The 21,415-nt window shown below is 31.7% G+C and carries 23 protein-coding genes and 1 tRNA gene; 21 read left to right on the top strand and 3 right to left on the bottom strand.

Features of this window, described 5'->3' with window-relative positions:
• Positions 1-32 precede the first annotated feature (32 nt).
• The 3 genes from OCV60_RS08195 to OCV60_RS08185 form a co-directional block, all read right to left on the bottom strand.
• Positions 33-2,381 carry a hypothetical protein gene (locus OCV60_RS08195; RefSeq protein WP_021944429.1) on the bottom strand — a complete coding sequence of 783 codons (2,349 nt, stop codon included), beginning with the start codon at positions 2,379-2,381 and terminating at the stop codon, positions 33-35.
• 140 nt (positions 2,382-2,521) lie between these two features.
• A complete protein-coding gene (locus OCV60_RS08190; protein WP_262530001.1) occupies positions 2,522-3,796 on the bottom strand; it encodes a tyrosine-type recombinase/integrase in 1,275 nt (424 codons plus the stop codon).
• Positions 3,797-3,879: 83 nt separating this feature from the next.
• Complete coding sequence (locus tag OCV60_RS08185) at positions 3,880-4,065, bottom strand: excisionase (protein WP_226800996.1); 186 nt, start codon at positions 4,063-4,065, stop codon at positions 3,880-3,882.
• 1,285 nt (positions 4,066-5,350) lie between these two features.
• Between OCV60_RS08185 and OCV60_RS08175 the strand changes: the two genes are divergently transcribed.
• From OCV60_RS08175 to OCV60_RS08075, 21 genes are all read left to right on the top strand, one after another.
• Entirely contained in the window at positions 5,351-5,728 is a 378-nt protein-coding gene (locus tag OCV60_RS08175; protein ID WP_262530000.1) for a hypothetical protein, read from the top strand.
• 71 nt (positions 5,729-5,799) lie between these two features.
• Complete coding sequence (locus OCV60_RS08170) at positions 5,800-5,949, top strand: hypothetical protein (RefSeq protein WP_262529999.1); 150 nt, start codon at positions 5,800-5,802, stop codon at positions 5,947-5,949.
• 232 nt (positions 5,950-6,181) lie between these two features.
• Positions 6,182-6,988, top strand: coding sequence for a hypothetical protein (locus OCV60_RS08165; protein ID WP_262529998.1), 807 nt, complete (start codon positions 6,182-6,184; stop codon positions 6,986-6,988).
• A 294-nt stretch (positions 6,989-7,282) separates the two neighbouring features.
• On the top strand, positions 7,283-7,624 hold the full coding sequence (locus OCV60_RS08160; protein WP_262529997.1) for a hypothetical protein: 342 nt from the start codon (positions 7,283-7,285) through the stop codon (positions 7,622-7,624).
• Positions 7,621-7,872 carry a hypothetical protein gene (locus tag OCV60_RS08155; protein ID WP_262529996.1) on the top strand — a complete coding sequence of 84 codons (252 nt, stop codon included), beginning with the start codon at positions 7,621-7,623 and terminating at the stop codon, positions 7,870-7,872. Before OCV60_RS08160 ends, OCV60_RS08155 begins: the two co-directional genes overlap by 4 nt.
• Positions 7,862-8,026: a hypothetical protein gene (locus OCV60_RS08150; protein ID WP_262529995.1), complete on the top strand. Its 165-nt coding sequence runs from the start codon at positions 7,862-7,864 to the stop codon at positions 8,024-8,026. The genes OCV60_RS08155 and OCV60_RS08150 overlap by 11 nt, the downstream gene beginning before the upstream one ends.
• Positions 8,027-8,055: 29 nt before the next feature.
• A complete protein-coding gene (locus OCV60_RS08145; protein ID WP_262529994.1) occupies positions 8,056-9,456 on the top strand; it encodes a hypothetical protein in 1,401 nt (466 codons plus the stop codon).
• Complete coding sequence (locus OCV60_RS08140; protein WP_262529993.1) at positions 9,453-9,791, top strand: hypothetical protein; 339 nt, start codon at positions 9,453-9,455, stop codon at positions 9,789-9,791. The genes OCV60_RS08145 and OCV60_RS08140 overlap by 4 nt, the downstream gene beginning before the upstream one ends.
• 108 nt (positions 9,792-9,899) lie before the next feature.
• Positions 9,900-10,769, top strand: coding sequence for a GIY-YIG nuclease family protein (locus OCV60_RS08135; RefSeq protein ID WP_262529992.1), 870 nt, complete (start codon positions 9,900-9,902; stop codon positions 10,767-10,769).
• A 194-nt stretch (positions 10,770-10,963) separates the two neighbouring features.
• Complete coding sequence (locus OCV60_RS08130) at positions 10,964-11,860, top strand: hypothetical protein (RefSeq protein WP_262529991.1); 897 nt, start codon at positions 10,964-10,966, stop codon at positions 11,858-11,860.
• A gap of 589 nt (positions 11,861-12,449) precedes the next feature.
• A tRNA-Pro gene (locus OCV60_RS08125) sits at positions 12,450-12,523 on the top strand.
• Between the two features lie 115 nt (positions 12,524-12,638).
• Positions 12,639-13,895, top strand: coding sequence for a PhoH family protein (locus OCV60_RS08120; RefSeq protein ID WP_262529990.1), 1,257 nt, complete (start codon positions 12,639-12,641; stop codon positions 13,893-13,895).
• 238 nt (positions 13,896-14,133) lie between these two features.
• Positions 14,134-15,294: a PDDEXK family nuclease gene (locus OCV60_RS08115; RefSeq protein WP_262529989.1), complete on the top strand. Its 1,161-nt coding sequence runs from the start codon at positions 14,134-14,136 to the stop codon at positions 15,292-15,294.
• A 29-nt stretch (positions 15,295-15,323) separates the two neighbouring features.
• Positions 15,324-15,605: a hypothetical protein gene (locus tag OCV60_RS08110; RefSeq protein WP_262529988.1), complete on the top strand. Its 282-nt coding sequence runs from the start codon at positions 15,324-15,326 to the stop codon at positions 15,603-15,605.
• Positions 15,606-15,615: 10 nt separating this feature from the next.
• Positions 15,616-15,939, top strand: a complete 324-nt coding sequence (locus OCV60_RS08105) for a ClpP family protease (RefSeq protein ID WP_262529987.1) — start codon at positions 15,616-15,618, stop codon at positions 15,937-15,939.
• A 52-nt stretch (positions 15,940-15,991) separates the two neighbouring features.
• Entirely contained in the window at positions 15,992-16,201 is a 210-nt protein-coding gene (locus OCV60_RS08100) for a hypothetical protein (protein ID WP_262529986.1), read from the top strand.
• Positions 16,202-16,208: 7 nt separating this feature from the next.
• On the top strand, positions 16,209-17,399 hold the full coding sequence (locus tag OCV60_RS08095; RefSeq protein ID WP_262529985.1) for a metallophosphoesterase family protein: 1,191 nt from the start codon (positions 16,209-16,211) through the stop codon (positions 17,397-17,399).
• A 317-nt stretch (positions 17,400-17,716) separates the two neighbouring features.
• Positions 17,717-18,037: an HU family DNA-binding protein gene (locus OCV60_RS08090; protein ID WP_262529984.1), complete on the top strand. Its 321-nt coding sequence runs from the start codon at positions 17,717-17,719 to the stop codon at positions 18,035-18,037.
• Between the two features lie 11 nt (positions 18,038-18,048).
• A complete protein-coding gene (locus OCV60_RS08085) occupies positions 18,049-18,690 on the top strand; it encodes a hypothetical protein (protein WP_262529983.1) in 642 nt (213 codons plus the stop codon).
• A gap of 311 nt (positions 18,691-19,001) precedes the next feature.
• Positions 19,002-20,096, top strand: coding sequence for an HNH endonuclease (locus tag OCV60_RS08080; protein WP_262529982.1), 1,095 nt, complete (start codon positions 19,002-19,004; stop codon positions 20,094-20,096).
• 42 nt (positions 20,097-20,138) lie between these two features.
• Positions 20,139-21,092: a tyrosine-type recombinase/integrase gene (locus tag OCV60_RS08075; protein WP_262529981.1), complete on the top strand. Its 954-nt coding sequence runs from the start codon at positions 20,139-20,141 to the stop codon at positions 21,090-21,092.
• The last annotated feature ends 323 nt before the right edge of the window (positions 21,093-21,415 follow it).

Genomic DNA, 21,415 nt, shown 5'->3' with positions numbered 1-21,415 from the left:
TGCAATATCCGCATTCTAATGCTTTTGTATTATTAGTCGATCACATTTATGATCTTTCTTCCATATGTATATGTATTGCCGGATGCCGGAATACAATAAGTACTGTTACTGATATAGACCTGACTACTGCTTCCCATTCCACCGTGAATACACCAGTAAGTTCCATCATTATCATAATAAGCGCCCCAGTCCTTGACACAGGCTTCCGCCAACTGTTTGGAAACACCCATCCGGATCAGATATTTCTTAACCGCTGCCGCATTTTTAAACTTACCAAGAAACAGGGAAACATGGCTTGCCTCTGTCTCTCCGTTTTTATAATATACGATCACGTCTCCCGGAGTTAATGCATCATATGAGAAATCTACAATATCTGAATTCAACTGAATCGAATCCTGTTTCATCCAGCTTTTCCCATCTGACAGAACAACTTTTCCGGTCACAGTTCCGGCACCGCCCCATTCCGTTCCGGTATACATCCGATCTAACAGGATACCGCCTTTTTCCGGACTTGTATACTGAACCGCAAGTTTCTGCGATGGATCATCTCCACCAGCAAGTGCAAATGCCTGATCGACAAATACATTGCAATATATATTTGTCTTACCCAGATATGCCAGGATCACGCGCTTCATCCATGCATCCGTATCCCAGTAAACAGAACCTTCCAGTCGTCTGCTATATGCACGTCCATATTTATCAAAGTCATATAGATATCCATCCACGGACTGACTTCCAGATACACTTTGTCCCTGTTCATTCATCAGGTAATATACCGTCTTGCCATTGATCTGGACAGTAACAATCCCCGGAACGATCTGATCCAGCTTCTGTCCTTCTCTGTATATGGAATATTTTCCGGTCTTGTCATAATATATGTATTTTGATACTTTTCCGGAAGCATCCGTATAGACTGCAGTTTTTTTGTCAATGGTCTGCCAGCCCTCTTCTGCCTTTATCACGCCATCTTCCGGTATATAATAATAATCCGAATGAATATTTAATAATTTATCTGTTACCTGCTGCCATCCGGAACTTCCTGCATCATAGATCCATACTGTGTTCCTGTATTTGCTCTTTGAATAGCTGGCATTAAAATACCGGTACAGACTTGTTCCATTTTTATCATAGTAAAAGGTTTTTCCTTTATTATATGGCGCCCACATACTGGAAACTTTCTTCCATCTGACTCCATTTGCCTGATACAGCACATATCCGTTTCCGGACTGTTTTCGTTTATAGAGCACTTCTCCCTTTCGGATATAATACATGGTCGTATCATTTGAGCTGTACCATCTGGTTGATGTATAATGTCTTCCATTTTTAAAATATACAAATGAGCCATCGATCTTATAAATGCCATCTGTTACAAAATTCCATTTGTTTTTACTGTAGATCTTATACATTCCGATCCGCTCGCTGTCCTTATATCCATCCAGATAATAGGTCTTTGTATTACGTGCATTTGCATTAAAATACATCATGGCATTTTTTACATTTACCCATGTATCTCTTACTGCTTTGCCATCTTCGCCAAAATAATAGCCATAACGATCAACCTTTTTATAATAGTTCCGACGGCTTACACCATCCCGCAAATAATAATATTCTCCGCCGGCCTGTTTCATTCCCTGTGCCAGTGCACCCGCTGCATCAAACCAGTACACTGTGCCTTTAACGCTGATGTAACGATCCGTTACACGCTGTTTCTTGCCATTTGTAAATGAATAACAGGCATCTCCTGAAAAGCGGAATATTGCCTTTCCATCCTTTACATATACCTGTGATCTTCCATATGGATACCAGCCGGTTTCATCCACCCGCTTTCCTTTCCGGAAGAAATAATACGTTCCTGCTACCTTCTTGATTCCTTTTACCGGTGTTCCGTCAATGTAATATATATCCTTTGAAAAACCGGTTGTCAGAATGGAATAATCGTCACTATAGTAAAAGCATTTTTCAAGAGCTGTGTTTCCGGTTTTATTTTTTGAAAACCGAAGCACGGTCTTTGTCGTTGCCGGCTTAAATTTCAATGACATCTTGCCTGTATAAGAGCTGGTATCATAGGAACCATTAAACTCACTTTTCTTAGTTACTACAACCGCCCACAGCTTCTCATCATAGCTTACAAGTGCATATTTCAGTCCGGTGCTCTCATCTACACCCATACCTTTATAGTAATCTGACTTTACTGCATAATCATATTGGAAGGAACCGTCACTGGCATTTGAAAATGTATGTGTGTTCTCGTCCTGTGATAATTCCTGTTTCTTTACTGATTCCGCAGCCTGCACATTTCCGGTATTTTTCCCGGCTCCCATAAACAATATCAACAAAGCTGCTATACATAGAAGTATTAATCGTTTATTCTGCTGTTTCATTTTTCTTTTTATCCGCCTTTTCTGTCCATAAATACGGGGTTATCTGGTATACGTAATAAGATATTCTTGTTGTTAAAATTGGTACTTCACAAATGCTTATTTTAAGCCATTCTTTGAATATTTGTCTCCACTAACACCAGTTATACCACCATTGAGTCTCCACGAAAAACAGTTATTTTAGCATTATGGATGGTATTTTTGTATTGTTTTTCGACAAGATTATCACCCAATTGAGAGATGGTGTCAAGTACATCTGCAAATTTATTCATCTCTGTCTCCATATGCTGTGGCATAACAGATGTATAGAGATCCATTGTCATTTGTAATGTAGCATGTCCCAGATATTTTTGTACTGTCTTTGGTGTAATACCAGCTTCAAAGCAACGTGTGGCAAATGTGTGGCGAAAACAATGAGCAGAAAATGATTCCATTTCATCTAAATAGTCTTTTGTTAGATTGATCTCTTCAATGATTTTGTTGATTGCATCACATACAATTTGAGAATTTAAAGGTGTATTAAATCTTGTTGTGAATAACAAATCTGCACAATCTTCCCTGACATTTTTTGTGATTGGCTGTTTGGATGCTACAGCTCTTTTTTGCATGAACTGCTTCTTTAAGGCTAATTCACATTGTCTATTAATTGGTATCTTTCTTGTGCTTGTATCTGTCTTAGGGTTTTCAAAATGAAAATCCTTTTTGGCATCACCTTCGTATTGTTGGTATACAAGCGTTTTTCTGACATTAATAACCATGTTATTCCAATCAATATCTTCCCATTTTAACGCTGCAAGTTCTCCAATTCGCATTCCTGTTGATACCGCAGTCACAAATAGATTATCATAAAATGTGCCTTTACAGCAATCAAAGAAAGTTACCTGTTCTTCTCTGGTTAATACTCTAATATCTTTTTTCTCGTCTCTTTTTAAAGTGATTCCTTTCGCTGGATTTCTTCGCACATATTCGTTTATAAGAGCTTTATTAAAAATATCAACCAGTAAGATTTTTACTTTATTACAAGTTTCAAATTTGTACCCATTCTCTTTTAACTCTTTGAGTCTCTTTTTAATTTGATATTGAGTAATATCTGTTAAATGGAACATACCAAGATAAGGTGATATATGCTTTTTGTATACTGTGTTGTAATATTTTTTTGTATTTTCTCGTATAACATCAAACTTATAAACATCCATCCATTCTTTATACCACTCATCGAGTGTGATATTCTCTCTGATGTTGATTTGTTTATCATTTTCATACAATGCTTCATTGTATCGCTTTTTGACATCTTTTAAATCTTTGCCTGAAATCGATATTCTTTTGCCAAAACGATCAACATATCTTGCTTCATATCTACCACTCTTTTTTTGGACGATACCTTGCCCTAATTCTTTTCCTTTTAGATCTTTGCCCAATCGTAATTCCTCCTTTATATAAGGCAAAGAATCTCTGCGTGTATGTATTATACCACACAAAGATTCTTATTGTTATATCAATCTCATATAAAATGCTTACTATTTAAATATTTCTCGAATTCATTTCTTTTAATTAACTGTTTATTACCCACTTTTAATAAGAAAGGACATGCCGTTGCAGATAGTAGTTTTCTAATTGTAGTTTCTCCAATATTAGAGTATATCGATGCTTCTTTAATGGTAAGATTAATCTTATCCTTAATTTCCACTGTTTGTTCTATATATGCTCACCTCTTTAATTTGTTCCAGTAGACCCAATTCCACCTCTTGATTCATCATCTAAGTGATCAACTTCTACGAATTCGATCTCAGGCTGAATCTTCTGAATCTCAAACTGACAAATTCTATCATTTTTACGAATAATAGTATCTCGCATAGCAATAGCTGGGAAATACCGTGATTTTACGGTATTAAAATCTAGTAGGTATGTTTACATCTTTAAAGTCAGAGCAGAGCGAGGAAAAGCGTGTATCTGTTCCATTCACACGAAACTCTTAAAAATCCCAAGTATATCCATCCTTTTTACCACTCTCTCATTCCTACTACCAAAAATCACCCACTTCGATATTGAGTTCGACAAACCTCTTGCAAATCAATCAATTTTAATCATTTCTATAATATGTAAAATAACCCATCTTGTTATCAAACACTCAATTCAGCAAAGAAAATTAAGCAATTTACGAACATAATATAAATTAAGTCGAATATCACTCAATGTACCAAAATAAAAATACAAATTATACCTAGCTCAAGCTTACATTTCAATAGAAAATTAACTATAATTTCAAAATCAGCACCAACGCATTTCTCATCAATCGCCGAACTTAATTTTTAATATATATATTCTAACTTGCTATTCTATGTCCAATTCACTCTCAAACAGATAATAACCTAATAGAAACACAAAAAAATAATTATTGAACCAGGAAGATTTACAATGAACAAACCAACCAAATATTATCTTGTACCAATACAGACAAATACCAAGCAATGCTTATAGCAATATGATCTCATAATTAATCTGCCAGTGATAAACAAGGATATAAAACACCAGTTATGAAAAAAGATCAATGACATGTGGATTATAATTACAATGCATATCAAGAAAATAGAAAATCCAGAACAGATATTTACCTATATGAGTAGGTAACGCACATATTAAAATTAAAGGCAGATGATTTACTTCACCTGTCTTATTTTTATTTAAAACATAATTACTTGACTAATTCGTATCAAATCGACACAAAAATCAATTTTATCTTCTACCCTACCAATCTATCAACAAAGATATAAAAATAAAAATTTACCCTCAAAATGATCGATTTAGTTCCCATAACTCCATATAAAGAATGTAATGGTATACGTCAGTATAAAAATAGTCCCTTTGATAAGGGACGGTATTTTCGCAGCGTAGCAAGAAAATAATTTTGGGATAGATAACTGATCACAAACTAATACCAAAAGAGAGAATAATATATCAAGGAGGAATCAAATATGATACAAGAAAACGAAATACCAAAATATCTCAAATCAACAGAAAGCAATATCTCAAAGAGCAACCGTAAATCAAAGCACAAACATCAATATGAGGAATGTATTATAAGATATAAGTTTTCTTTTATGGGAAAGAATAATCTTTATACAGAATTAAGTAGCTACTGTTCTATTTGTGGAAAAATAGGTGATAGATTTAGCAAAGAGAAAAGTATTGTAGAAGAAAAAACTATTCATAAGCAGTTACCTAATGGAATAAAATATCTAACTCATATGTCTGGTAAAGAAATATATGAACAATATTATAACATATTACCTGTATTCAATGCTGAGTTTAATGATAAATATATAGATCTTAATCAAAAAGAAAATGATTAATGATAAGAGAATAAATATTATGAAATATATAGAATATTAATTTGACTATACTAAAAGGATGGAACAAGTAAATGAATATTATAAATAAAGTTGAAGAAATTCAATTAATGAGAAAATCTTTTATTGAGTGGGAAACAAATTCTTCGCAAGAAAGTAAAGATAAATTCAATGAATTAAAAATACAACTTGAACAAGCATTTAATAACATTCAAAAAAAATAAAAATAAAGAGTAATTTATGAACGTAGTGAATAAATTACGAATAGTCTGTCTTTTTAATAATGTTATATATCTTCTTTCAGTTCGGCAAAGTAGGTTTTATCCCCTATCAATTTCAAAAATAAAACAAACAAGTGGGGGTTCAGACCCACTTTACTGAACGCTCGTAAATTTATCTTCTGCCTCATGTCAAATAGAGAATAAATAAATATCACATATAAAGGAGGAATTTTTATTGCAACAGAAAACAGAATACTTTACTCGTTTTCCAAATAACTATATTCAGGGAAACATTAAAACTAAATATGGCGTTAGTCGTAAATTCTATATTACTTATATCCTTATTGATAAATATAGGTCTTACGAAGACTATAGCTGGATTACTCTTAGAAAAGTTTTAAATTTTTACGGATACAAGACACACAAACGTAGACCGAAAGCTGTTCAAGAAATTCTTGATGTACTGGAATATATGATTAACAACAAAATGATTGAAGTTCAACAGGATCTTGATACGCTTGGATATGATACTGGAATTGAAATTAAAATCATTCCTGAAAATTTTGATGTTGTTGATAAGTTCTCAAAGATCACATCTTCTCAACTTGATTTTATTATGATGAGTGAATCAAGTATCAATAAAGAGAATATACTAATGGCTTTTCTCTATATCAATTCATATATCTTCATTCGTCCTAAAAATAAAGATAATGAAGAATCTATGTATAATCCTGAAACTAAACCAGAAGCTTTTTGGCGAAGTATAGAATCTATGTCTAAAGAACTTTCTATGTCAAAGGATACAATTAATCAATGTATTCAATATCTTACTTCTTCAATTGGTGACAAAGAACCACTTCTAATCAAAAAAGAAGTTGGTAGTGTTCAACCTAATTCAAAGAAACCACCGCAAAATGTACCAAATATATATGTACTTAATAAAGAAGGATATGAGCAAGAAATTGAATGGGCTATTGCTAAAATGTTGGAAATTTATAATGTAGACTCATTTGGAGAAATTAAAAATGGTAATAAGTCGTAAATAAAACAGAGAATAAACATATGACACAAATTAACGCAACACTATAAAAGGAGCGATGCGAATGAAAAAATATTTAACAGAGAAAGGAAACAAAAAATTATATGAATTATACTACACCAAAAATTTATGTAGATCCATCAGAATATAGAGGACTGATCTACGAATCAGATTTTGACACTACTAACGCTACTTCCCACAATATTGCGGCGAGAATTGAATCAGATATGCGGTTCAATCGAGCATGTCGGTTAGGGAAAGTCTATGATCAATATACATATAAGAGAGGTATTAAAAATGCTTAGATACGAAAATATTGGAACAGTTTGTATAAAAATTGACTTACATAATAGGAATTATTCAGTAATTGCTATTGCTAAATGGAATAAAGAGACAGAAAAATATATGGCTACATTATATTTAAAAGAAAATAGTGTAGAGCTGCTTGATCTCATGGAAAAATATAAAGATGTCGAATTTGATTCAGATTCCTCTTCTATCCGTAATAATATATTACAGGAAGTATCGAAATTAAATGATCACGATTCATTCAAATATTATATGGATCGCTATGATCTTGAACAAAAATGCTTCGATCGAGGTTTGGAAATTGTTACTAGAGAGGAATTAAATAAATGAATATTATGAACTGTACATGTGAGTATTGCGGACAACTTCATCATATTCCAGGATGCCCTAATTATAGAGAATATAAAAGCAATGTTATATGTGCCGAATGTGGCGAAGAAATTTGCATTGGAGACAAATATGTGCGAAATGATGTTGGACAATCTGCCCATGTAGACTGTTTTGATAGAACTGAAGATATGGCTATTTTTCTAGGCTATAGGATTTATGAAATGACGGAGGACGATTATGGAGAATAAATATAATAGCGAAGATTTGTATAATATGGCAACAACTCTTCCACTATCAGAGTGTCCGATGAGTAATATGGTTGATTGTGCTGGTTGTGAATCTTTGCAGGTGTGTTATGAAGAGAATAATCCGATGAATGATGAATGCAAGGAGGAATTTTAAATGAATAAACAGGTGGTGATATAATATACATGAGTGAATTTGGAATCAAAATTAAAAACATTGAAGCAAGCACTCTTTATGAGTATAACAATGGTGTCAGAGATCATTATGAGTATAAAGATGCAATGTTTACAAATAGCCTTTTTAGTGACTTTCTAAAAGAAAACGGATTAAAAGTATGGAAGGAAGAATCTACACGAGATATAATTTGTTTAGAATTTAACTTTGGTTCTCGTTCATATGAAGAAGAAATTGCACATTTACAAAAAGTTGCCAAAAATGCTAGAACTGAATACAAATTAGCAAAATCATATGGTTACAAAAGCCAAATTCAAAAGAAAAGAAACAAGCGCAAAAAACTTTCACAATTATTTCAAGAAGCAAATAAAAATAAAGATCGTTACCATAAACATACCAAGGAAGAAATCAGAAAGTTATTTTATAATGATGGTGTGAATGTTGAATATATCACTAGAAAGAAAAATGATGATATTATAAAACGAGAAATTATTCATTATAAAATGCTTTATAGAAGTACAGGAAAAGCGAAAAAAGGATCATGTATGTTTATATGTGATCGTCTTTATAAAAAAGCAATTAAATTCTTGTATATGGGTATTCGGCTTCCGAAAAGGAATTCTCCTACAGTCGAAATCAGTGCATATGCCCCACTTATATCAAGTGCCATTGTTGGTAAAGTCAAAATTAATCCCAAGAATATTTTAATATTAAAAGATGTTGACAGGTCGTTTTTTACTAAAGTTGTCAGTATTGAGACTGATGAAAACAAACATTGTTACGCAAAACATATTGATAATTATGAATTGAAGAATACAATGTTTGATGGACAGGCTCTAATTGATTCTAGTATTTTCCCAACTTGGGGGAATGGATATATCCTATTAAGACATCATTTTTGTAAAATGGCAGCGTTCAGTACAAATATTCAACAGTTTTTCAGAGATTATTTTGGAGAAAACTACTACTCTGCCATTGTAAAAGATATGTTTGGAGTTGAGCATTTTGTCAAGGATATTGAGTTGATCACAACTGACAATGCTATGAAATGGTTGAAATTTGATAAGTCGTATGAATATTGGTGTGACAGAGTTTATGAAAATGGTTGTATGTTTGGCATTGTGAAGACAGCACATGAAAGTAAGCTTGGTGAAGTTCAGAGAATGAGTTATCAAATGGTGAACTCTCTTGATGAAGAAATAATGCCAAATGTTGTAAAAGAAAGTGTTGAGTATATTAATAAACTCAAACAGGACAATTCTGAGTTTCTGAAATATCTTGAAAAGAATAAAAATTTTTCAAATGATTATGAAGTTTTAATTGCTTTGTGTAATCAAAATCCAGATTTTGTAAGAAGTTCATACTTTCGTGACAGAAAAAAAGCTATTATTAAAGGATACGTGTTAATATGAAAAGTGGACGTATCATTCAAAATGCAGAAAATCTAGTAATAGTTGGATCTCCATATGCAATGCTTTTATATGCCGCTACTGGAAACGAATCTGATGTGGATAATGATAATACATTCTTTACAGAAAACAATACAATCCAATGTTACACTGAAAGATTTAATAGTGGCGAATATCTAGCTTTCTTTAGAAGTCCTTTCAATAGCAAAAATAATCTTACATATCTTCACAATGTATACCATAAAAATCTTGAAAAATATTTTAATCTTGGAAAACAGTGCATTGCAGTAAATATGAATGGAACAGATTTTCAGGATAGAAATAATGGGTTAATATAATGGCTCAGTTCTACAGAAATGTAGTTCTTAAAACAATCGGTGAAAATTGAGACGCTAAGTATGTGAATAATTTAAAGTATAAAAGAGAATATATATAGGAGGTGAAACATGAACGACTACTATGTATATGAGCACATTAGATTAGATAACAATACATGCTTTTATGTTGGCAAAGGGCATGGTAACAGATGTAATTATTACTCAAGAAATGAGCATCATGATAGGATAGCTGATAAAGTCGGAATGAAAGTAAATATCATAAAAGACAAATTATCAGAAGACGATGCTTATAAGTTAGAAAGAGAGTTAATTCATCATTATGTTTTTGATTTAGGGTATGGAATTGACATTATTGGATATAACAATAACCCAAATGAGAATGGTCATTTAACAAATCATACATTTGGCGGTGATGGTTCTTACGGTATGGTTCATTCAGAAGAGTGGAGAAGACAACATTCTATTGATATGATGGGTGAAAGTAATCCAATGTACGGAGTTAATCTTTGGGATACATATTCTAATGATAAAAAGAATGAAATTCGTTCACGATTAAGTAGATTGAATTCAAAAGAAAATAACAAAATGTATGGTATTTCACCAGAAGAACGTATGGATGATGAAACATATACAATATGGCGAAAGAAACTCGTTGACAGACTAAAATTTCAGACTGGAATAAATAATCCTAATTATGGAAATAAAACATTACATAATAAAATAAAAGATAATCCAGAATTAAGAAAACAATATTATTCTAGGAAAGGTTCTCAGAATGGTAGGTCAAAAGAAGTTTTTGTTTATGACTCAAATAAAAACTTTATCAAACACTTTGATTATATTGGTGAATGTTGTAAATGGGTAAAAGATGAACTATCTTTATCAAGCAATATTAATACAATCAGAGGTGGAATTATTGAGTCTATAAAAAATAAAAAAACTTATAGAAAAATGTATTTTTCTTTTACAGAGTTATAAATTATTCACATATATGCCAATCAATTACCAAGACTATCGAAATCCATAAAAGTAGATAGTAAGGTTTAGAGACTAGGTGGTGAGCAGGTGAGCAATAATCCACCCACGAGTGCCGATTACCCTAACATACAGATGAGGGTAAAGATATAGTCCGACACTCCGATGAAAATCGGAGGAGCCAAGGATAAAGAGCCTTGGATATAACAGATGCAGATCAAGATTCTGATAGCGGATATACAACAAATCAGTCTGATATTGTTGAACATGCAAGAAACTGTTATCAGAATTATCCTACAATTAAAAACAATATTCCAAAGGAAAAAAATATATATGGTAAATCAATGGATGATTATGCTGGCATTGACAACAATTTAGCAAAATCACAATTGGATATTGGCGAATCAAGTAATTTGGCTCAAATTGCTCAAACATATGCTTGCAATTTTGATGATAAAAAATACATTGACTATGTATGCATATTGAGTGTTTTAGCGCAAGTTGCTATTGATAATGCAAAAAGAAGATTTGATATTGACTTAACTGGTGAGATTAAAAGAATAAAAGACGACATGGATATTAAGACAAATCTTTATCCTTCTTTTTGGAAAATAATCAAACATGGATTTAATGATAAAAACATAAATAAAGATTTAAAATGTCCTATGAATTACTTATATGATTTGGATTTAATGAAGTTTCGTAATGTAGATACCACTTTATCAATGTGTCATTTTTTTGTTAAATATGAAATGAAAAGTAATATTCGTACTTGTAGAAAAGTTGAAGAAATTATAGCAAAATATTCATTGAAATTATACGAAATAAACGATGATGCAGAAAATGAGGATTATTTATTACTTAGAAAAGATTTTGATGATATAATTTGCGAAATACAATCAATTAAAATATCGAAGAATTATCTTGGGTTATTTTCTTGGATGATTGATCGTTCGTTCAAAATTCTTCCTGGTTCAATTCGTAATCAAAAAACAATATCTTCTGTTCTTAATAAAAATAAATCATTGTTGCTAAAAGTATTATATAATGTAAATTCAGCAAATTTGCTAAAATGTTTTTCAAAAAATTGTTAAAATGCACATTTTTTGTACAGACTTAATTATTTTACTATATCAAAAAGCTAGTAAAATCAACGGTTGTAACAGTTGTAGTTAAGTGAACTTATGAGGAGAAAGTGGGCAATGAAACTTTATCTATGTATAATAGCGTAAATTTGCGTGTACTTAGTACAATACCAACACAACTATCCTCTCCGCTTAAATGCAAATGCGGAATAAAAATATGCAACGATCGTTTTTATTACAAAAGAAAAGCCCTCTTAATTGAGGGCTATGCTGTAAGGCTAAAAACAATGAAATCAGCTTTTCCTAGCTGATAAAACAGAGAATATATAATTGTCGAGAGACATTACAATATTTCGTCTAACACATAGCTATAAATCATTGCTGTGACGCTATGTGAAAAACTTGTATGTGGTGCGCCAAACCAGGTAAGTGCAGCAAGCGAGCCTGTACCATATACATTCTGTGGAAGATATATGGATTCATGCCTACGGGTAGCAAATCAAGGCGTTTTCAAACAGATAATACATTTCATAAAAACAACTCTTCTTTTAGCAGTAGTTGTATTTTCGTTCTGAAGGTATGACTACTGCACTCTTTTTGGGAATTAGTTCAGTTTGGTAGAACACATGATTTGGGATCATGAGGTCGTAAGTTTAAGTCTTACATTTCCAATTTGCGGTAAGGTGTAAAGGTGCATGTTGGGTTCATACCCCAAAGGGTCTGTTCGAGTCAGAGTCACGCTACTCTTCCACTTTTCTTCACTTGTGGATGAAACTAAAACAGGAAGGTGGTTTTTATAATCAACAAAATATATTTTTATGATACTAACGCACTTCTTGAATTACAAAATAAGATATTTGACCATGAATTTATTATTAGTTCTATCTCGCTTCAAGAATTGGAAAATATAAAAGTATCAAGATCAAAAGATGATCAAGTAAAGTATAATGCAAGGAAGATACTACATTTACTTGATGAAAAATCTGATAAATATAAGGTTATTATATATGACCTCTTAATTGAGACATACATATCAGACAAAAATATGGAAATCACTCCTGACACAAAAATAGTAGGAACTTGTTCATATATACAAGATAAAATATCAGAGGAAGTAATTTTCGTAACAAATGATATAGCATGTAAAATGATTGCAAGTAAGATATTTAATCTCAATGTAGAAAGCGTTGGTGAAAATCCAGACGACAAGTATTCAGGATGTTTAGAAGTCACTCTTTCTGATGAAGACATGGCATATTTTTATGAACATTTGCAAGATAATATCTATAATTTATTTGAAAATGAATATCTTATTTTAAAAAATTCTGAAAATCGAATTGTTGATACTCTTGTTTGGAGAGATGGAACATATCAAAACATTAAATTTCCCAATATAAAATCGGACTACTTTGGCATTGTAAAACCTTTAAATGGTGATGTATATCAGCAGATGGCATTGAACAGCTTTTCAAATAATCAAGTTACTATGATTAAGGGAGCTGCTGGCACAGGAAAATCATATCTCGCCATTGGTTATATGATGTGGCTTCTTGAAAAGCATAAAATTGATAGAATTATAATTTTCTGTAATACTATTGCGACCGCTAACTCTGCAAAACTTGGATATTATCCTGGAACAAAAGATGAAAAATTATTAGACAGTTCTATTGGTAATATGTTATCCGCAAAACTAGGTGGTCTATTTGGTTTAGAGAGAATGATTAATCAAGAATTAATTCAGTTGCTACCCCTCTCTGATATTAGAGGGTTTGATACCAATGGAATGCGTGCAGGAGTTTATATAACAGAGGCACAAAACATGGATATATCTCTTATGAAACTTGCATTACAGAGAATTGGAGAAGACTCTATTTGCATTGTTGATGGTGATTATAACACTCAGGTAGATCTCAGCCAGTATGCAGGAAATAACAACGGCATGAGAAGAATGTCTGAAGTATTCAGAGGACAAGATTTTTATGGAGAAATAGAACTTAAAAATATATATAGAAGTAGAATTGCTGCTGTCGCAGAAGAAATGTAGAAAGAGGTGTTATTTATTAATTTAAAACCTATATTCAATAGTTTTTTAGCAAAGCAACTACTCCATTGTGGAAATCCAATAGTTGATTTACAGAAAAATCATAAATTAAAAAATGCTACTGTTTTCTTTTTTGAAGAAACTGATAAATTTATAAAAGACTTAAAAAAACTGACTGCTGAGTAATCGGCAGTCTTTTTATATTCATTAAAAATACAACGAAAGGACAAGGTGAATAATAATGGTACTAACAAAGAAAATTGAAAATAAATGGTGTCCGTCAAATAAAAAACATTTTGAATTGTTGGGCTATGAGTTTACTCATATGAGAGATGCTTTTTTAGTAAATTTTGAAGATATGCCGCATAATAGTGATAAATTTATTGATATTAAATGCGACTATTGTGGTGATATTTTTCAAAAGCAAATCAAAAAATATTACGATAGTAGAAAAATAATTCAAAAAGATTGTTGTTATAATTGTCGAAAACAAAAATCGTATGATGCAAAAATGAAGAAATATGGTACTGTATCTGCCTATGTAAATGGATATACCATTGAAAAACATAAAGAGAAATATAAAAATGATATTGGATTCAAAATCTTTAAACAAATAAAAGAAATATTTGAACAACGGGATTATACGTTAATATCAACAGAATATGTAAACAATCATACACCCATTGAATACATATGTAATAAACATTCTCAATACGGAATTCAAAAAATCACTTGGATGCATTTAAGAAACGGAGAAGGATGCTACTATTGCGGAAAAGAATCTTGTAAAGAAAAGTTAAGATATTCAATTGATTATGTCAAAAATTTAATAGAGTTAAATGGAAAGAATAAACTATTATCTTCGAATTATACATCATATAATGATTATAACTTATTGATAAGTTGCGAAGAATGCGGAAATCCATTTGTTACAAGTCTTTCATGGTTTAGAAGAGGAAAAACAAAATGTAATGACTGTAATTGCTCAATTGGTGAGAAAAATATAATGGAATATCTTAAGTCAAACAATTATATTTATGAACACGATTGTCATGAAATTTATACAGAATATTGGATCAATCCGCTAAGATTTGATTTTTATATACCAATAAAGAATTTAGCAATTGAGTTTGATGGTGAACAGCATTTTAAGCCTGTAGATTTTAATAATGAAGGCACTACTATCGCATATGAGAATTTTTTAGAATACCAAAAGAGAGATATGGCTAAAAATAAGTATTGCATAGATACTAATATAATTCTTATACGCATTCCATATTGGGAGCGAGACAATATAGAAAATATTTTGGATAATTATTTTAATAATAATGATTTAACATATGTTATAAATTATAAAGAGAGTTTAGCAAATGACTCTCTTTTATTATGTTCAAACGAATGAAATATTATAAATATGGAGGCAAATCGCCTATGGAGTTACTGGAAATACCTTTAATTGGAAATGCAAAAGAAAGTGAATTACCAACACCAGAGGAATTTACTTATTGGAAAGATAGAAAGAATAGGACTTTCTATATAGATTATGAGATTAATGAAGATTATTCATTAGTAGAACTGGCAAAGATTATTATCCAAATGAATATAGAAGAAAAAGATAAAGAGAATCCTGACCCAATTCGCCTCTTTATTCATAGCTATGGCGGTGATATTGAACAGGCTTTGTTTTTCTGTGATTTAGTAAAAAGCAAGTAGAATACCCATTATGACAATTGGTATGGATGTTGCAATGTCTGCTGGATTCTTAATCTTTCTGGCAGGAAGTAAACGCTATGCATTTGAACATACTTCAATGCTGGTTCATTCTGGATCGGCTGCCTTTCAGGGTACGGCAGAACAAATAGAAGAAGCACAAAAGAATTATAAGAAACAAATAGAACAAATGAAGTCTTATATTCTTGCTAATACAAAAATTGATGAGAAGACATTCAATAAAAATCGGAATAAAGATTGGTATTTATCAAGCGATGAACTTTTGAGATATGGAGTTATTGACGAAGTAATTACTGATATTACAAAAATATTTTAAGGAGAGCACACTGCTCTCCTATTTTAGTTGATAAGGAGAAAAAGGAGAAAACATGGTAGATAGTAAAATTAAGAAAGCAACTGTTAGTGCTGCTAAAAAGAATATTACAGCAAGTGGAGTAAGAATTGAAAATGGAATTTTTGTTGATGATGAAGGTTCTATTGTAGATCGTATTGCTGAGAAGTTACCAAAAGGTACAACTATCTTTGATATTAAAATCAGTATTGAGATTTCAGATGAAGAGTCTGAATCTGCTGAATAGAGAGTAGGTGGATACAATTAGCACCTATAAAAGATTCGAGAACGAAACAGATGAGGAACTTATCTATAGGATATGCGAAGATAAAGACCAGATAGGTTCTTGGAATGATGTGGCGAATATAATTAATGAACTTACTGGAAATGATTTTGGGGAAAGTACATACAGAAAGAAGTTCCAGGCATTTAAGAAGATGTTAAATGCAAATCAGTCTAAGTTTGTTGATTCCGATGCACAGTTAAAAGAAATTGAAGTTCAGAAACGTGAATTAGAACGAAAGAAAATTCAGTTCAGAGATGAGCGCAATGCTTGGCAGAAACAAAATTTTGCAGATGCTAGGGTTGAAGAAAAGCTTGACAAATTAGAATTAGAACTCACATCTCTTGGCAGAACGAATTTTGATAAACATAATAATTTTTTAATTGACTCAGATAATGATATGTTAATTATTCTAAGCGATTTACATATCGGACAAAGTTTTGATTCTATTTTTGGAAAATATAATACAGATATTGCAAAAGACAGGCTTAACCAATTATTAAACGAAGTCGTATCTATTCGTGATTTAAATAATTCTAAAAATTGCTATGTAAGTCTTCAAGGAGATTTAATTTCTGGTAATATTCATAAATCAATTCAGGTTTCAAATAGAGAGAATGTAATTGAACAGATTAAAATTGCCACAGAGTTGATATCTTCATTCTGTTATGAATTGTCATTACATTTTGAGACAGTATTTATGTCCAATGTTAGTGGAAATCATACTCGTATGGATCGCAAGGATGATGCAATTCACGATGAGCGGTTGGACGATATTATCAGTTGGGCAGTTGAATTATCTCTGAAACATATTGATAATTTCCATGTTTTACATAGAAATATTGATACAGGTATTTCTGATATTTCAATTAGAGGAAAATCATATATTGCTGTACACGGTGATTATGATGGATTTAATAAATCTGGGGTGCAAAACTTATGTTTGGCGTTAGGGTTTGTTCCATATGCAATTACATACGGTCATTTGCATGTTTGTTCTGTAGATGAAACAAATGGTGTAAAGATGATCCGTGGTGGATCTCTTGCTGGTTGCGGAGATTCATATACAATTGAGAAAAGATTAACAGGCAGACCATCACAAATGGTTTGTATTTGTACAGATAAAGGTGTAAAAGCTTACTATCCTATTGAACTCAAATAAAGACTTATTATAACAAAGTAGACTGAGTACGGAGTGACTTGGTTTGTATATTATTATGCATATACATAATATTTCATTAAATGTTTTATTTCACCATTTCGATGAAATTACATGTATGAATGATATATGACCTGAACCCAACAGGCGATTAATAAATGGGAATAACTTCGGTTTTGGGCTGACGAAGCCACGCATGAGGGAGTGGACTCATTGAGCCGCTACCCTCTTTTATTATTTGGCAAATATCAGAGTGCCGAAAAATACAAAATAAAATAGTCGAAAAAGACAAAATTAGTTGAGAAAAAGGAGAAATAAAAATGAATAAGGATAATATGATTAAAGAAGTTGCAGAAAGAGCTACAGATATTTTAAATGCTGATTGTGAGGAAACAAAGTACAAGATCACCAAGAAGGAAGTTGAAGCTATCCTGTCTGGCTATGTAGCTTGTGTATTCGAGAATCTAGCAGCCGACAAGACAGAAAAGATCGTTCTTCCTGGTATTGGTAGTTTTACAGCAAAACATGTAGATGAAAGAACTGGTACTTCAAAATTAAGAGGCGTAGAGACAAAATGGACTTCTCCGGCACATGACGAACTTGTTTTCACAATCAAGAAGTCAGTTCGTACACTGGATTAATTTGAGGGGACGTGATTAACATAAAAGCAGATATTGTTGAAAGAAACTTTACAGACTATACGGAATTAGTTGTAGATATTGAAAATACATATTTTGACTCTAATATGGACAAAACATTGGATTGTGTAGAAATTATTGCAAAGTATGAAGATGCGAAGAATATCATTGCTGAGTTAGTAGAGAATGGTCACGATCTGGCTCATATTTCAGATTTCGCTCGACCAGATCATGATAATTACAATGATGAGTATCTTATTGCTTTAGATCATGAAGGTATTTGGTGTGAACCTGCTAAACGTGAAAATGGATACTTATATGCTACAGGGGTAGTTTGTTATGTAATGGATAATTGTAATTCAAAAATTATTTCAAGTATCCAGTCTAAGGTAGTATATGAAGTCAGTATTGGTGATGATAATTGTGATGGGGACTGTGACCACTGTGATTGCAAGGAAATTGATAAAGATTACTATTCTATCAATGGCAAGCAGGTGTCTCAGGCAGAGTTCGAGAAGAAGACAAAAGAAATTCAGAAGACTTATGATTCATTAAATGATTGTCTTGATATAGTAGACGCATTTTCAGAGATTTACAAGCGGTTAATGAACTATGCATGTTATCTGGATAAATTAGATGAATCATTTTGGTATTAACTAATAAGAAATATGGGAGTGTGTGGTGTACGCTACACACTCTTTTTGTATGGGGCGTGTTTGGTTCTCGCTGAGTTCGATTCTCAGGTGTCCCATTAATTCGATGTTTTATATACGGATTGGGAGATGTTAAATCGGCAACGAACTTTATAGAAAACGGAGAATAAATATTTGTACTCATGATTGGTGTCATAGCTGATTGTGGGATTTATGGAGAGATAGTTGGGAAGTCATGAGCCTGACGAAAGTGTAACCTCATTCGCACTTCTCTCCTATTTTTATGGAATGAGGAGAAATGAGGAAAATAAATTATGGGGTTAATATTACCACAAAAAGTAAAAGTTAAAATTAGTAGTGCAAATTGGAAACATTTTGAAGAGCTTGGATATAAAATACCAAGAAAAAAAGGTGATAAAAATAAAATCGTAGCAGATACCACTGCTTATATTAATGCAAATGTAGAAGATTTGTCATATCGCTCTCATCAATTAGTAGAAATTAAATGTGATTATTGTGGCAAATTAGACAAATTAAAATATTATGATGTTTACAGACAAATAAATGGAACTGTTTGTAATAAGATATGTTGTTCCAATCCAGATTGTAAGAAAGAAAAAGCATCTTATATTAGACGATTTAATGTTAATAAAAAGACAAATATAACAAATACATCTTATAGAGATAAAGATTGGTTATATAATGAATATATCATTCTTGATAAATCAGCAGAACAGATATCAGAAGAAACTGGTCTTAATTTAAGAACATTGAGACAGTATATACATGATTTTGGATTTACAACTAAAAATGGAAGAAAAACTAAAAATATTACTAAAGAGGAATTATATGATTTGTACATAGAACAAAAAATGACCACTCTCGAAATAGGACAATTTTATAACCTTGGAGATACTACTATTGGTGCTCTTTTAAAGAAATATAATATTCCTATATATTCGCAATCCGAACGAATGATAGATTATTATTATGAAAAAGGTGGAATTGAAAAAGCTCGTAAAATCGCAAATGATGAAGAAAATCGTATATTGGCTTCGTGTAGACAACAAGGTATTTCAAGAGAAGAATTTACAGGATTTTTAACTTCTGAAAATTCTCGTATACGAGGTCGAGTAGAATATTTTGATTGGAGAAAATCTGTTTTTGAAAGGGATAATTATACTTGTCAATGTTGTGGTCAACATGGTGGAAAATTAAATGCACATCATATTAAAAATTTTAGCGATAATCAAGATTTAAGGTTTGATATAGACAATGGAATTACGCTGTGTTTTAATTGTCATAGTTTAAAATCAGAATATGGTTTTCATAGATTATACGGACAGCATAATAATACAAAAGAACAATTAGATGAATATATAAAAATGCGACAAGAAGCAGTTAGTTAATGATACTACTGCTTCTTTTTGTTATGAAAGGAAGTGAGAAAAATGGCAGAACGAAGCAAAAGAATTGTAATGTATGATGAAGATAAACTTGAACATATAAATCCTGATACTTTGAAATTATTTCAAAAATATCAAGTAGACATGTCTATTCGTGATTTATCTGAAAACACAATAAAAGCTTATAATATAGACCTTAAACAATGGTTTATCTACATGTATGATAATCAATTCAATTTATCTGTATTAGATGCAACAGACGAAGATCTCGAAGAATATTTTTACTGGCGTAAACAGCAAGGTAATAATGTTTGCAGACAACGTAGAGTAATGTCATCAATTTCTGCTTTCTATAAATTTTTAAGAAAGAAAAAGCTTATCAAAGAATCACCTACTGAGTTTTTGGAACGCCCAAAACAAGGTCAGGCTATTATGAAACAAACATTCTTGACCATTGAGCAAGTAAATGAGTTACGTCAAAAGCTTGAAGAATATGGAGATATACAATTACAGACATACATCATGTTTGGGTTATCTACTATGGCTAGAGTAAATGCTATGGCTCATTTAAGATGGGAACAGGTTAATCTTGATGAGCGTATGTGTACAGATGTATTAGAGAAAGAGCGAAAAATAGTTGATTTGTATTTCTCAGAAGAAGTTGAAGGATTATTAAGAAAATTAATCGAGTACAGAAAAGAAAATAATATAAATGACCATGGTTGGGTATTTATTACTCCTTATGTAACTGATGAAAAATGTATTCAGGGTGGTACATTAAATGATTGGTGTAAAAAGGCAGGTAGAATGATTGGTGTTCCTACACTTCATGACCATGATTTACGACATTCTGGAAGTAACATTTTAAAAGAACTTGGTATGGAATTACAGGATATTGCTGAATTACTCCATCATTCTAGTACGGAAACTACTGTTAAGCATTATTTATCTGTAAATAAAAAGAAAGTAAAAGAGAATAAAGATAAGTTTGCTTTCTAACCAAGATACTGAAGATACAGATGAAGCTTTTGTCTAACACTTTGTCTAATTCCCTCTTGCACCACACAATTTTATGTGTTACAATACAAGTCAAAAGAAACAAGCAATTATCCGTTAGACGGTTAAGCCAATATTGAACACTATTTGGCTAATATAACAATATCAACACAAAGGAAATGATCGCTATTTGCCGTGGCGGTCATTTTTGTGTTTATCGAACAATCTGACTAAGTATGTAGCAATTACACCACTTACTATGCCAGTCACTAATGTAAAAATTAGTAATTCACAAAATGTCACGTATTATCCTCCTTTGTAAGTAT

The organism is Coprococcus ammoniilyticus (genome assembly GCF_025567345.1).
In the GTDB taxonomy this organism is placed as follows: domain Bacteria; phylum Bacillota; class Clostridia; order Lachnospirales; family Lachnospiraceae; genus Coprococcus; species Coprococcus ammoniilyticus.
Note: the sequence above shows the minus strand (reverse complement) of the source record. Positions and strands in the feature narration are given on the sequence as shown.